At 36.8% G+C, this 13,282-nt stretch carries 16 protein-coding genes; 10 read left to right on the top strand and 6 right to left on the bottom strand.

The annotated features are described in order from the left end of the window. Nucleotides 1-24: 24 nt before the first annotated feature. The 7 genes from rpsP (at nt 25) to IPM14_09455 (ending at nt 3,184) form a co-directional block, all read left to right on the top strand. Nucleotides 25-480 (top strand): 30S ribosomal protein S16, encoded by a 456-nt coding sequence (gene rpsP, locus IPM14_09485; protein MBK9098326.1) that lies wholly within the window; start codon nt 25-27, stop codon nt 478-480. An 88-nt stretch (nt 481-568) separates the two neighbouring features. After that, the gene (locus tag IPM14_09480) at nt 569-802 is read left to right on the top strand and encodes a KH domain-containing protein (protein MBK9098325.1); all 234 of its coding nucleotides are present in this window, start codon (nt 569-571) and stop codon (nt 800-802) included. A gap of 17 nt (nt 803-819) precedes the next feature. After that, nucleotides 820-1,335, top strand: coding sequence for a 16S rRNA processing protein RimM (gene rimM, locus IPM14_09475; protein ID MBK9098324.1), 516 nt, complete (start codon nt 820-822; stop codon nt 1,333-1,335). Beyond that, nucleotides 1,322-2,008 (top strand): tRNA (guanosine(37)-N1)-methyltransferase TrmD, encoded by a 687-nt coding sequence (gene trmD / locus IPM14_09470; protein ID MBK9098323.1) that lies wholly within the window; start codon nt 1,322-1,324, stop codon nt 2,006-2,008. Before rimM ends, trmD begins: the two co-directional genes overlap by 14 nt. Nucleotides 2,009-2,039: 31 nt before the next feature. Beyond that, nucleotides 2,040-2,387, top strand: a complete 348-nt coding sequence (gene rplS / locus IPM14_09465; GenBank protein ID MBK9098322.1) for a 50S ribosomal protein L19 — start codon at nt 2,040-2,042, stop codon at nt 2,385-2,387. Nucleotides 2,388-2,423: 36 nt separating this feature from the next. Next, nucleotides 2,424-2,792 carry a hypothetical protein gene (locus tag IPM14_09460; GenBank protein ID MBK9098321.1) on the top strand — a complete coding sequence of 123 codons (369 nt, stop codon included), beginning with the start codon at nt 2,424-2,426 and terminating at the stop codon, nt 2,790-2,792. A gap of 80 nt (nt 2,793-2,872) precedes the next feature. Beyond that, entirely contained in the window at nt 2,873-3,184 is a 312-nt protein-coding gene (locus IPM14_09455; protein MBK9098320.1) for a hypothetical protein, read from the top strand. Between the two features lie 36 nt (nt 3,185-3,220). Here IPM14_09455 and IPM14_09450 read toward each other — a convergent pair whose 3' ends face one another. From IPM14_09450 to IPM14_09430, 5 genes are all read right to left on the bottom strand, one after another. Then, the gene (locus IPM14_09450) at nt 3,221-4,411 is read right to left on the bottom strand and encodes a phosphoglycerate dehydrogenase (GenBank protein ID MBK9098319.1); all 1,191 of its coding nucleotides are present in this window, start codon (nt 4,409-4,411) and stop codon (nt 3,221-3,223) included. A gap of 125 nt (nt 4,412-4,536) precedes the next feature. Continuing rightward, complete coding sequence (locus IPM14_09445) at nt 4,537-4,860, bottom strand: hypothetical protein (protein ID MBK9098318.1); 324 nt, start codon at nt 4,858-4,860, stop codon at nt 4,537-4,539. 46 nt (nt 4,861-4,906) lie between these two features. Beyond that, entirely contained in the window at nt 4,907-6,574 is a 1,668-nt protein-coding gene (hutU, locus tag IPM14_09440; protein MBK9098317.1) for a urocanate hydratase, read from the bottom strand. Further along, nucleotides 6,575-6,910, bottom strand: a complete 336-nt coding sequence (locus IPM14_09435; GenBank protein ID MBK9098316.1) for a hypothetical protein — start codon at nt 6,908-6,910, stop codon at nt 6,575-6,577. Nucleotides 6,911-6,922: 12 nt separating this feature from the next. Beyond that, entirely contained in the window at nt 6,923-8,002 is a 1,080-nt protein-coding gene (locus IPM14_09430; GenBank protein ID MBK9098315.1) for an adenosine deaminase, read from the bottom strand. Nucleotides 8,003-8,180: 178 nt separating this feature from the next. On the opposite strand from IPM14_09430, the gene IPM14_09425 reads away from it, so the two are divergent. Together IPM14_09425 and IPM14_09420 are read left to right on the top strand one after the other, a co-directional pair. Beyond that, nucleotides 8,181-9,344, top strand: coding sequence for a tetratricopeptide repeat protein (locus IPM14_09425; GenBank protein ID MBK9098314.1), 1,164 nt, complete (start codon nt 8,181-8,183; stop codon nt 9,342-9,344). A gap of 10 nt (nt 9,345-9,354) precedes the next feature. Beyond that, nucleotides 9,355-9,681, top strand: coding sequence for a DUF3467 domain-containing protein (locus tag IPM14_09420; protein ID MBK9098313.1), 327 nt, complete (start codon nt 9,355-9,357; stop codon nt 9,679-9,681). 102 nt (nt 9,682-9,783) lie between these two features. On the opposite strand, the gene IPM14_09415 is transcribed toward IPM14_09420, so the two are convergent. Further along, nucleotides 9,784-11,067, bottom strand: coding sequence for an HlyC/CorC family transporter (locus IPM14_09415; GenBank protein MBK9098312.1), 1,284 nt, complete (start codon nt 11,065-11,067; stop codon nt 9,784-9,786). Nucleotides 11,068-11,373: 306 nt separating this feature from the next. Here IPM14_09415 and IPM14_09410 point away from each other — a divergent pair, with 306 nt between their 5' ends. After that, on the top strand, nt 11,374-13,077 hold the full coding sequence (locus IPM14_09410; GenBank protein MBK9098311.1) for a T9SS type A sorting domain-containing protein: 1,704 nt from the start codon (nt 11,374-11,376) through the stop codon (nt 13,075-13,077). Nucleotides 13,078-13,282: the final 205 nt, after the last annotated feature.

The raw sequence follows: 13,282 nt of genomic DNA, 5'->3' as shown, positions 1-13,282 counted from the left end.
ATTAAATGGAAAGGTCATAATAACTTGGCAGTTAAGTTAAGATTAAGAAGAATGGGAAAGAAAAAGCAGCCTATCTATAAATTGGTTGCTGCTGATTCACGATCACCCAGAGATGGAAAATTTCTTGAAGCTGTTGGTTTCTATAATCCTTTGACAAATCCTCATACTCTGGATTTGAAAGAAGATAGAATAATGTACTGGTTGAACGTTGGTGCTCAGCCTACACATACAGTTAAAAGTCTTTTGAGGCAGAAAGGTATTACTCTTAAAAAAGAATTAATATCTAAAGGTCTGGATGAAGAAAAAATAAAATCAGAACTTGAGAACTGGCAGAAGATGAAAGAAGCCGGCTCGAAGAAAAAAGCTGATAAGAAATTATCCAAAAAAGCAAAAGCTAAACAGGAAGCCCAGGCAAATGCTGAAGCTTCGGACAAGCAGGCTCCGGCAGAGGAATCAAAAACAGAAAAGACAACTGGCTAAAGTACAGCGGAAGTTAATGGCGCTGCTTCTGAACGGTTAATTAACTGTACTTAAACTACTGCTCACAGCGCTAATGGAGGAGGCTCTTATGAAAGAGTTCGTTGAATTTATTGCGAAGCATCTTGTCGATAACCCGGAACAGGTAGTTGTTGAACAGACAATTACTGAAGATAAAAAAATAAGTCTTACGTTAAGGGTCAAGCAGGAAGATGTGGGTAAAGTTATTGGTAAAAAAGGTAAGACTGCTATATCTATAAGAACACTTCTTACCGCAGTTGCTGCAAAAGAAGGCAAACGTGCAGTACTGGAAATATTAGATTAGTTTTATTAAGCAAAGGCTTGGAATATTTTTTAATTGCCCGGATCGAACAGCTTTACGGTAAGGATGGTTATGTGCGAATAAAATCTTTCTCGGATTTTCCGGAAAGGTTTTTAAGATTGAAAAAAGTATACCTCGACTTTTGGGGTGATAAGAAAGCATTTTATATCGAAGATATCAAAGATGTAAAAGGAAGTGTTTTAGTAAAGTTTGAAAGATTTGACAGTATAAGAGATTCTCAGTTGCTTCTGGAAAGAGAAATTTATGTTGCTGAAAAAGATGCTGTCACTTTACCTGAGAATCATTTTTTTGTTCACGATATAATTGGAAGCGAAATTATTATTGAGGAAGAATGTCTTGGCGTGATTACGGATATTATAAAAGGGAAAGGCAACGATGTACTTGTAGTTAAAGCTGATGATAAAAAAGAAATTCTGATACCTTTTGTTCTTAGTTTTATTGAAAAATTTGATGCTGCCGAAAAAAAATTAATTCTGAACATCAAAAAAGATTTTTTTGAAGATGATCAGGATTGATGTTATATCAGCTGTACCGGATTTGCTTGAAAGTCCGTTGAAAACGAGCATAATTAAACGTGCTCAGGATAAAGGAAAACTTTCATTGCAGATTCATAATCTCCGGGATTTCGCATATAACAAGCATAAGCAGATTGATGATAAACCCTTTGGTGGTGGTCCGGGAATGGTTCTGAAACCTGAACCTTTTTTTGAATGTATTGAATCGCTCCAAGCACAGAGGACTTATGATAGAATAATTTTCACAACACCAAAAGGAAAATTATTCAACCAGAAGATTGCAAATGATTTTTCTCTATCAAAGAATCTGCTTGTAATTACTGGACATTATAAAGAAGTAGATGACCGCGTAAGACAAAAATTTGCAACAGATGAAATTTCAATCGGAAATTATGTGCTAACAGGCGGTGAACTTCCTGCATTGATAATTATTGATGCAGTTGTAAGATTGATACCCGGAGTTCTTAATGATAGTGAAGCAGCATTGGATGATTCATTCCAGGATGGTGAAATAGTTGAAGCGCCCTATTTTACCAGACCTGCTGAATACAGGGGAATGAAAGTCCCAGAAGTTCTTCTTTCTGGTAATGAAAAAGAAATTAAAAAATGGAAAGAAGAACAATCAAAAATTTTAACAGATAAATGGCGTGAAATTAATTCATCCGGAGACTGAGAGTCTTTGGTAAAAAGTAAAGGAGTAAGCGATGGATAAAGTAAACAGCGTATTAAAGGAAAAACCAAGAACCGATTTGCCGGAATTCAGAACCGGAGATCATATTAAAGTCTATGTAAGCATCGTTGAAGGTGACAAGGAAAGAATCCAGCCTTTTGAAGGCGATGTGATCAGCGTTCGTGGCAACGGACTAAATAAATCATTTACCGTACGAAAAATTTCAAGTGGTGTCGGAGTTGAAAGAATTTTCAGATTCACATCACCAAAAATTTCCAAGATAGAAATATTGAAAAAAGGTAATGTTAGAAGAGCAAAACTTTATTACCTGCGGAATCTTTCAGGTAAAGCCGCACGAATTAAGGATAAAAAAGCTCAGTAATTTTAGCACGCCGCCAGCAGGCGGCTTTTTTATTTTATGAATACAAAATTTTATCTGCCGAAGAATATTTTCTCACAAATACTTCTTTCAGAAATTGAAGACAAATCTAATCTTGAAATCGGGTTTCTTCCTGCAGCACTTATTGTAAAAGAAATATCGAATAGGGATAACTCCATTGGACTTATTCCAAGTCTGGATTTGATCACCAACAAAGATTTGTTCATTTCATCTGAAATTGGAATTTCATTTAATGCACTCCTTTCCAATTCTTACATCCATTTTAAGGAAGAACAGGAAACAATAGATGAATTATTTTTAAAAGGTGATGTTTCATCAAATGAAGTAATTCTGAGCAAGATACTTTTTAAGAATTTTATGATGTTGAAATCAAAACAACATTACTGAATAAAGAAGTATCTGATTTCAATAATAACCTGCTGATCATTGGTGATGAGAATTATGAGAAGGAGCTTTTCTTAAATGGATTGAGTTTCGCAGAAGAAATAATCGAACTGATAAATGCGCCTTACATTAACTTTGTGCTTGCATCTTCTACTGATGAAGCAATTAAAGAATTTAATTCAAGACACAGGAATGATTTAAAGAATGGACACGCTGAAAACTTTGAAAAGCTGTTCCCGACATTTCCTCAAACTTCACTTGATTTTCTTTCGGTAAATATCCAGCATCTTGTTTTTGATTTTGAAGAGCAGGATAGGGAAGGCATCACCCAATTGCTGCAAATGCCTTATTACCACGGGATGATAAAAGATATTATAGATGTGAAGTTTGTATAAAAAAATGGGCGATTCTGAGAACCGCCCATAAAAAAACTAAATCTCTACGTGACTAACACTTATCACATTCGGATTTTCACTCATCTTCTTCAGCATATCGGCAGTTGCGGCATTCTTTAGTTTCATTGTGCAGCTTGCTGCAATTCCGCCATCGAATATTACGTTTTCAATCTCTTCAACATTTATATCTCCTTCACGTAGCAAATCGAGAACACTTGCAAGAACACCTGGCTTGTCATAATGTTTTACTACAAGCTGATATTTAGCATCTGTGATTTTTGCTCTGTTTACCCAGTGGTCAATTACTCCGCTGTGAATGTAATGATTAATAATATTTATTGTCTCTTCAGCAACTGCATCCTGCGCTTGCTCAGTTGAAGCACCAATGTGGTGTGTTACATAAATATTCGGATTGTTCTGCAGCTTCGAAGTTACTTCACCGGATTTTGCTTCCGGTTCACCTTTGAAAACATCACAGGCATAACGGATATTTTTTTCTTTGATTGCTTCAAGAAGATCATCTTCAACAACTATATCTTGCCGTGATGTATTAATCAGGTAAGCACCATTTTTCATATAGCTGAACATCTGCTTATTGAACAATCCTTTTGTTTGTGGTGTTGCGGGTAGGTGAATGCTGACAACATCGCACAAAGGAAGAAGCTGATCCATCTCACTGAAATCTTTTATCTGAACTCCTTCGATTCTAGTAATATCTTTTCCGTAAACATTCATTTCAAAAGCGAGGGCTCTCCTTGCGACTTCTTTACCGATGTTTCCAACTCCAATGAGACCAAGAGTTTTACCTTTTAATCCTTTTCCTTTGGAATATTTATCTTTATTCCATACGTTTTTATTGAAATCGCTCACATTATCCGGAATAAACCTGTCGATTGAGATCATCAATCCAATTGCAAGTTCGGCAACTGCAACTGCATTCATTCCGGGACAGTTGGTAACATAAATACCTTTTTTATTCGCCGCAGCAATATTGATGTTGTTAACACCTGAACCTGCACGGATTATAAGATTGAGCTTCTTTGAACTGTTGATAGTCTCTTCATTTACTACTGTTGATCGGACAACAAGAATATCAACTTCCTTCGCAGCTTCCGGAAGATCTTTTTCACCAAGCTTTGGCTGATAAATTACATCGAGATCAAGATCTTTCATCTGCTGAATGTACTTGTCAGGAAATTTGTCGGCTACTAATACTTTAAGTTTCATATTTACTCCTCTATTTATGATTTTCTATTTCGCTGAACTTGCCTGCCTGCCGAACAGGCAGGTGTCAGCATCTTTGATAATATTTTTTTGGATTCCGAAACTAGTTCGGAATGACAATCTATTTTCTAAGGAATTCCTGGAAACGATTCCACAAATTTTATTTTTATATCTGCGAATGATTCGACTATCTTGACTTTTATATCCGGAAACGAATCAACAATCTGCCATTCACCGCAGTCATCGGGAAAAGATTCCACTATTTTTACTTTCAGATCAGGAAATGATTCAACAACCTGAACAGTTAAATCAGGGAATGATTCCACAAACTGGATTTTACCGTAAAGCTGAATTCCGTTAAAAGTACATTCATCTTCATTAATCTGATCATTCGATTGAGCGAATGAAACATTACAACTGACTATTAGACTAAATAATATGATCCACAACATTTTTTTAGATTGCTTCGTCACTTCGTTCCTCGCAATGACATATCGTTTACTTTTTCAGCATTGGAATTTTAACATTCCATTTTTTCGCATTTTCAATTGCTTGTTTGTAACCAGCATCCGCGTGACGCATAACTCCCATTCCCGGATCATACGTTAAAACTCTTTCCAATCTTTCTTCAGCTTCTTTAGTTCCATCAGCAACTACTACCATTCCTGCGTGAATTGATTTACCAATTCCAACTCCACCGCCGTGATGAACTGAAACCCAGCTTGCACCGCCGATTGCATTTAACAGTGCATTCAATATCGGCCAATCAGCAATCGCATCACTTCCATCTATCATTCCTTCGGTTTCCCTATTCGGGGACGCAACGGAACCACAATCGAGATGATCTCTTCCGATTACAATCGGAGCTTTTACTTTTTTATCCGCAACAAGTTTGTTGAAAATCTTTCCCATCTTCGCTCGCTCGCCGTAACCAAGCCAGCAAATTCTTGAAGGCAATCCCTGGAAGTGAACTTTTTTCTGTGCCATATCAATCCAATTCATCAATGCTTTATTCTCAGGAAAAGTTTCCTTTACAGCTTTGTCTGTTTCGTAAATATCTTTTGGATTACCGGAAAGGGCAGCCCATCGAAACGGACCTTTACCATCACAGAAAAGCGGACGAATAAATTCAGGAACAAAGCCGGGAATATCGAAAGCATTCCTCACTCCATTTTCCTTTGCTTCTCCGCGGATGTTGTTGCCGTAATCAAAAGTGATTGCACCGCGTTTCTGAAACTCAAGCATTGCTTGGACATGATTCACAATTGTTTGCCGTGAAAGCTTGATGTATTTGTCGGGATCTGTTTTTCTAAGTTGAATTGCCTGTTCAAAGCTCATTCCCATCGGGACGTAACCATTGAGAACATCATGAGCAGAAGTCTGATCAGTTAAAACATCGGGAATAATATTTCTTTTTAAAATTTCAGGAAGAACTTCGCCAGCGTTTCCAATTAATCCAACTGAAAGAGCAATTCCCTTTGATTTTGCATCAAGCACTTTATTCAGTGCCTCATCAATATTATCAGTAAGGAAATCGAGATAACCAGTATCAATTCTCTTTTGTGCACGGGAACGATCAACTTCAATTCCAAGGCAAGCAGCTCCGTTAAAAGTTGCAGCAAGCGGCTGAGCTCCGCCCATTCCACCAAGACCGGCTGTAAGTACAAATTTTCCTTTTAAAGTTCCATCAAAATATTTTCGGGCACATTCAGCGAAAGTCTCATAAGTGCCTTGAAGGATTCCCTGTGTTCCGATGTATATCCAGCTTCCAGCAGTCATCTGTCCGTACATCGTTAATCCAAGCTGTTCAAGTCTGCGGAACTCATCCCAGGTTGCCCAATCGGGAACGAGCATTGAATTGGAAATAATAACCCGTGGTGCATTAGTGTGAGTTTTAAAAATGCCAACAGGTTTTCCTGATTGAACTAAAAGTGTTTCATCATTTTCAAGCTTCTTTAATGAGTCAACAATTGCAGCAAACGCATCCCAATTACGTGCTGCTTTTCCGCTACCGCCGTAAACAATAAGATCTTCAGGTCTTTCTGCGACTTCCGGATTAAGGTTGTTCATCAGCATTCTCATAGCTGCTTCCTGAATCCATCCTTTACAGCTTAAGTTTGTTCCTGTCGGTGCTTTAATAATTTTTTCATCAGTAGGGATCATCATTTATCCTTTAAAATGATTTTCATAAATATCTGAATACTGTTTATAAAGTGATTTCATCAGCCATTTCTTAATAAACCAGCTTTTGCTCATCTCTTTTTTCAGATACTCAATATTTTGTTTGATGTTATTGGTCAGTCTTATCTTTTCATCTTTTGTGAGTTTAACGCTGTCAGAGTTTGCATTTAATTTTTCCAGAATAGAATTGAATGCCTTCACTTCACCAAAATACTGGTTATCGTTTCCCATTTGCTTGAGTGCCTGTTTGCAGAAAGATGATAAAAGTTTCTTCTCGTTTTTGTTGAATTCAAAATTATAATTTGTAAAAAGTTTTTTCATTTTCTTGTATGCTTAATTGTATAGTTGATTCCGGACTTTTTGATATCCCGGTTTAATAATATCGTATATGTATCTTAATCGTTCTTTGTATGGAATGAATGCAGACTTCATTGCGTTAATTGTAATTTTTTCAATTTCATCAAAGCTGAGATTAAAATACTTGATGGCCGTCATAAATTCTTCAGTCATATTTGTATTGCTCATCAGCCTGTCATCTGTATTTATCGTTACTCTGAATTTCTCTTTGAATAATATTCCGAAAGGATGATTCTCAAGCTTATCTACTGCACCGGTATGCAGGTTGCTTAACAAACAAATTTCAAGAGGAATTCTTTTATCAAGTACATATTGAGCCAGATCGCCGAAACTTACAACCTCGCCGTCTTCATTCAACACAATATCTTCAAGCAATCTTGTTGCGTGACCGATCCTGTGCGCACCGCACCACTGAATTGCCTGCCAGATAGATTCTTTTCCGAAAGCTTCACCAGCGTGAATAGTTATATTAAAATTTGCTCGCTGAATAAACTGAAATGCTTCGAGATGCTTTTTAGGAGGATATCCGCCTTCTTCACCTGCAAGATCAAATCCAACAACTCCGTCTTTTCTGAAATTAACAGCAAGCTCAGCAATCTCGAGCGTATTTTTCATATTACGCATTCCGCAAAGGATTAATCCATAACCGACACCGAAATCTCTTCTACCTTTTTCTAATCCATTGAGCACAGCAGTTACAGTATCTTCGAGATACAAATCTTTGTTTGTATGATAAACCGGAGCGAACCTTGTTTCAACATAAGCAACACCATCTTTTTTCATATCCTCCATCATCTCGTAAGCAACTTTTTCCAGTCCTTCTTTCGTCTGCATAACTGCAGTAGTATGTTCAAAGCCTTTCAGAAATTCAACTAAGCTGCCTTTGTTAGCACCGATGTGGAACCAGTTTGCTAGTTCCTCCGCATCGCGTGTTGGAAGTTTTTTGTAATTAAGTTCATCAGCAAGGTCGATCACTGTTTGTGGACGCAGACCTCCATCGATATGATCGTGGAGCAGAACTTTCGGAACAGAATTTATGATTTCTTTGGTTAACAAAATTTCCTCTTATTTCACTTCAAAAATTACCCTTTTAGGCTTCCAAAATCAATTTAAATAGGTATAGTGTGATTCAAAATATGTCTGTCTTTTAAGAATAATAATTGTATTTTTGGAACATAAATTTCATCCAAAAGTAACAAATCAATAAACTTAATAATCCATAAATGGAGTTAATATGAAAAATTCCAAACTAATTGTACTCGGAATGTTAATGATGGGGGTAATGTTCCTTGGATTCCAATGCTCTTCAACTGAACTCACGAGTGCAAAACTCTACATTCAGCAGAAGAATTGGGATAAAGCAATTGAAACACTGAATTCCGAAGTAACAAAAAATCCGCAAAGTGACGAAGGCTATTTTCTGCTTGGAACAGTTTACAGCGAACTTGATAACGTTGATAAAATGATTGAGTCGTTCGATAAATCTCTTGCAATAAGCAGTAAGTTTCAAAAGAATATAGATGAATACAAAGCTTTCCAATGGGCAAATAATTTTAACCGCGGAGTAAATCTTTTTCAGAGAGGAAATAAAGCAACGGATGCAGACAGCTCCAAAATGTACTACGATATGGCAATTGATGCTTACAATAAAGCAATAGTACTTGAGCCAGATTCAGGCGAAACGTACAGAAATCTTGCATTTGTTTTATTAACAACAGGAAAAACCGAAGAATCAATTGCACCATTGAAGAAACTTGTTGAACTTGAACAGGCTGAAGAAGGTTATCAGTATCTTGGAGAAGTTTACTATACTCTGGGTCTCAATAAAATGAGTGATTTTAAAATGGACAAAAATGTTCAGGACAGCGTAAAGGCAATGGAATATTACAACAACTCAATAGCAATACTTGAGGAAGGAACTTCAAAATTTCCAGAGAATGCCGAGATGATTGGAACAAAGTTCAGTGCTTATATTGGCGCGAATAAGATGCAGGACGCATTAACTTCTGCAGAAGATTTAGTTGAAAAAGATCCAAACAATAAATTCAATCGTTATAATTACGGAGTTGTTCTTCTTAACACCGATAAATATCCTGAAGCAGAGACACAGCTTCTTGAAGCAATTAAGCTTGATCCTGAATATGATAACGCGATTTATAACCTCGGAGTTACCTATGTAAAATGGGGAACCGCAATGAACAAAGAAGCAGAACAGAAAGGTGTTATGAGCGATGATTATAAGAAAAAATATGAAGCCGCTTTACCTTACCTAGAGAAAGTTGTAGAAAAGGATCAGAGCAACGTTGCGATATGGGAGCTGCTCGGTAAAGTATATTCTGTTTTAGGAATGACGGATGATGCAAACAATGCATTTAAAAAAGCAGATGAATTAAGATAAAGTGAAAGAGATGAATCAAAACAAACCTCCTCAGGGACAGCAGATAAATATCGAGCTTGGTGAAAAAGAAGCGGAAGGAATTTATTCCAACCTGGCTATCATCACTCACTCACCGGCTGAGTTTATAATTGACTTTACGCGTATTGTGCCCGGTGTGCCGAAAGCAAAAGTGCTTTCGCGAATTATTACAACACCGCAGCATGCAAAGATGCTGATGAAAGCGTTGAAAGATAACATAGAAAAATTTGAAGCGCGCTTCGGTGAAATTAAAATGGAAATGCCGGCTGACCAGCATTTTGGATTCGTTGCACCGAAAGGACCCGAGAAGGTGAATTAGCCGAACTGTCATCCTGAGCAGTTCGACAAGCTCACTATAAACTTGTCGAAGGATCTAAAACCAAATTTAAAATTGCCATCTCATTTTTTGGGATGGCATTTTTTATTTCTGATCAATTGACTTTTCTATTAAAACTTTATCGACACGTTTTTCATCCATATCAACTATTTCAAATTTATACTGACTATGTTTTACCACATCACCCTCTTCAGGTATTTTACCGAGCTTGCTCATCATAAAACCGCCGAGTGTAGTGTATTCTTCTGCAGCAAATTCAATTGAAAGCAGTTCTGAAACTTTATTTATTTCGGTTGAGCCATCTACGAGGTATGATCCATCTTCACGAACTATAATATTTTGTTCCGATTCATCAAACTTCTCGGGTATTTCACCTACGATATTTTCGATCAGATCGTGCAGAGTAATTAAACCTTCCGTCCCGCCGTACTCATTTATTACGACAGCAATATTGGTTTTATTCTCTCTGAATCTTTCAAAAAGATCAATCGAATAAATTGTATCAGGGACAATAAGTGCTTCGACAATAATTGATTTCAAATCAAACGAAGGATTATTGTGATAGTTGATCAGAAATTCCTTCGCATAAAGTATTCCCAGGAAATTATCTATATCATTTTCAGCTGCTACGTACTTCGAGTAATGGTGCGTGGATATAAACTGAAATATTTCATCGTTTGTCATTGATGAATCAATCCACTCGATATCGACCCTGCGTACCATTATCTCGCTTACTTTCTTATCGTTAAAGCTGAATATTTTTTTAATCATCTCGGATTCTTCTTTTTCAAAGGTGCCGTGCTGAGTTCCTGTTTCCAGCAGTGATTTCAATTCTTCTTCCGAAACAGGCGGTTCAGGATTTTTCTTAATTCCGGTTAAAGATAAAAGCAGCTTTGTGGACGCACTCAAAAACCATACGACGGGTGCAAATATTTTTGTTATATAATACATCAACCCGGCAGTTAAAAGAGTTATCCTTTCAGGATTATTAAGTGCAATGGTTTTTGGAACGAGCTCGCCGATAACAAGAGAAAGATATGTAATTAACGCAACTATAAGACCTATCGAAATTTCAATAGCATATTTTTTAAGATAGCTTACCTGTTCAAAGATGGGAGTTATATCCTCTGCAATTGCATAACCGCCGTACGCACCGGCGAGTATACCAACGAGAGTAATACCTATCTGAACTGCGGAGAGAAATTTTTCCGGTTCTTTTAAAAGTATCAAAGCTTTTTTTGCTGCTTCACTTCCTTTCTTTGCTTTTTCTTCCAGCTTGAATTTTTTGGAAGAAACGAATGCAATCTCGCTCATTGCGAGCACACCGTTTATTGCGATAAGGATTATTATGATTATTATTTCGAACATCTGTGATTGAAAGAAATTTCTCTCTCAAAGTTAGCCAATTTTGGGTTAAGGCGGGGTACTTATGATGTTATCCTGTTTGATGAAGTTGCACAGATCTAACTATGACACCTGTTATATTTCGCTGGGGTGTATCGCATACGCCCCTTTTTGTTTTGGGCGAATTCAATTCGCCGCTACAATTGTTTGCTGATTAGTAAGTGTTGCTTGATTTTGTAAGTAACAATTTGCATTTTATTTACGGAAAAATAATTTCTACTCCGCGAGGGCAAGAATTCTTATTGTTGACCTCTAACTCCACTGCGCTGAATGCTTTCCTTCTCTCCCGAAGCAGAAGTTTTGAAAATAACTTTTTCAACTTCTAACAGGAGGTACACCATGAACCAAATCAAAATTTTTTTACTGTTTTTTCCCATTCTTATAACAAGTTCAATTGCTCAGACATTTATTCCACCAGGTGATGTAAGTGGTGACTGGTCATCAGCAGGGTCACCATACTATATACAGGGAGAAATAACAATTCCAAATGGTGAAACACTAACGATAGGTTCTGGAGTAAGTGTTGTATTTATGGGTCACTATAAATTTAATGTACAAGGTAGACTACTCGCTGTTGGTACTCAGCAGGATTCAATAAACTTTACAGCTGATAGTGTAGAAATTGGTTGGCATGGTATAAGATTCAATTACACACCCAACACAAATGACACGTCGAAATTAATTTATTGTTCATTTAGATACGGAAAGGCTAATACGGGAGTTAGCTCAAGTTGGGATAGATGTGGTGGTGCAATTTTAATCGGTGCATTTGATAAAGTTTTTGTATCTGATTGTCTTTTTGAATACAATAGCAACAGTGGTGATATTACTGCTTTAACAGGTGGGGCTGCGATTTTTATCAAATCAGCTTCACCAATTATTGTTAATAGCACTTTCAGAAATACTACAGGAACTACTGATTGTGCAATTTTAAGCCTTTATAGCTCAATTAATAATCCAGGTGAAAATCCAATTTTATCCAATAACGTATTTGCAAATAATAGCGGCCCTCATGGTCCAATTACTTGTTGTTACAATGATGCGATCATCTCTGGAAATTTTATTTCTGAAAATGTTACTACCAGGGCAGGGGGTGGAATATTTACTATGACAACAAATGCAATAATCACAAATAATATTATTATTAATAATCAATCTTTTGGCGTTGAAGGTGAAGGAGGTGGTATCAAATGTTATATTGGAGACAAGTCAATCTTTATTAACAATACGATTGCTTTTAACAGTTCTACTCTTGGAGGCGGAATTTGCTGCAATCAGAATTCAGACCCAGTTTTTATAAACAATATTATTTGGGGAAATACGGCCACGAATGGAAATCAGGTTAATTTAATTGAGGCTACCTCAGACCCAAATTTTTTCTACTGCGACATTCAGGGAGGTAAAGAAAGTTTTGGTGGTGCTGGCGCTGGAAATAATTATACTGGGTTATACGAAAATAATATGGATAGTGATCCTATGTTCCGAGATACGGCAAACTTCAATTATCATCTTATGTCCACTGATTGTGGCAGCACTTTTAACTCCCCGTGTATTGATGCAGGCGATCCTGATTTTTCAGATTCTAGTTTACATTGTATTTGGGGATTAGGAACAGACCGAAGTGATATAGGTGCATTTGGCGGTGGAGAAATACCTCTCGCTGTCGATGATCAAAACACAGAAATGTTAACGGACTATTCTCTCTCACAAAACTACCCCAACCCCTTAAATCCAAGCACCGTGATTAGTTATCAGTTACCTGTAAGCTGCGATGTAACATTGAAAGTATTTGATGTTTTGGGAAATGAAATCGCAACTCTTATAAACGAAGAAAAACCAGCAGGAAGGTATGAAGTTGAGTTCAATACTAATAGCCATTCCGGCAACATCCGGAATCTGCCAAGTGGGGTTTACTTCTATCAATTAAAAGCGGGAAATTATATTGGAACAAAAAAAATGTTATTACTGAAGTAGTCAGAAGTTGGGAGAGAGTATTTAGAATTGGAAAAATTATTTCTTGTACGCATAAAAATTTTAATGAAGTTTTACATTGAAAAAATTAATACAAATTTCTTTGTTTCTTTTTCTGGCAGCGCATTTAAGTTTTGCACAATGGGTGCAAACCAATGGCCTGGACTCGGTAGGTGTGATTACACTTACAGTTAGTGACACAAATCTG

Source organism: bacterium (genome assembly GCA_016716565.1).
In the GTDB taxonomy this organism is placed as follows: Bacteria; Bacteroidota; Ignavibacteria; order Ignavibacteriales; family Ignavibacteriaceae; genus IGN2.
The sequence above is the reverse complement of the archived record's forward strand: the minus strand, read 5'-3'. Positions and strand labels throughout refer to the sequence as shown.

What these genes read in the sequence shown, in the direction of transcription:
- IPM14_09480 (MBK9098325.1), top strand. Translation starts at nt 569, where the DNA reads ATGAAAGAGTTCGTTGAATTTATTGCGAAGCATCTTGTCGATAACCCG.
- trmD (MBK9098323.1), top strand. Translation starts at nt 1,322, where the DNA reads ATGATCAGGATTGATGTTATATCAGCTGTACCGGATTTGCTTGAAAGT.
- rplS (MBK9098322.1), top strand. Translation starts at nt 2,040, where the DNA reads ATGGATAAAGTAAACAGCGTATTAAAGGAAAAACCAAGAACCGATTTG.
- IPM14_09460 (MBK9098321.1), top strand. Translation starts at nt 2,424, where the DNA reads ATGAATACAAAATTTTATCTGCCGAAGAATATTTTCTCACAAATACTT.
- IPM14_09450 (MBK9098319.1), bottom strand. Translation starts at nt 4,411, where the DNA reads ATGAAACTTAAAGTATTAGTAGCCGACAAATTTCCTGACAAGTACATT.
- IPM14_09445 (MBK9098318.1), bottom strand. Translation starts at nt 4,860, where the DNA reads ATGTTGTGGATCATATTATTTAGTCTAATAGTCAGTTGTAATGTTTCA.
- hutU (MBK9098317.1), bottom strand. Translation starts at nt 6,574, where the DNA reads ATGATGATCCCTACTGATGAAAAAATTATTAAAGCACCGACAGGAACA.
- IPM14_09435 (MBK9098316.1), bottom strand. Translation starts at nt 6,910, where the DNA reads ATGAAAAAACTTTTTACAAATTATAATTTTGAATTCAACAAAAACGAG.
- IPM14_09425 (MBK9098314.1), top strand. Translation starts at nt 8,181, where the DNA reads ATGAAAAATTCCAAACTAATTGTACTCGGAATGTTAATGATGGGGGTA.
- IPM14_09420 (MBK9098313.1), top strand. Translation starts at nt 9,355, where the DNA reads ATGAATCAAAACAAACCTCCTCAGGGACAGCAGATAAATATCGAGCTT.
- IPM14_09415 (MBK9098312.1), bottom strand. Translation starts at nt 11,067, where the DNA reads ATGTTCGAAATAATAATCATAATAATCCTTATCGCAATAAACGGTGTG.
- IPM14_09410 (MBK9098311.1), top strand. Translation starts at nt 11,374, where the DNA reads ATGCTTTCCTTCTCTCCCGAAGCAGAAGTTTTGAAAATAACTTTTTCA.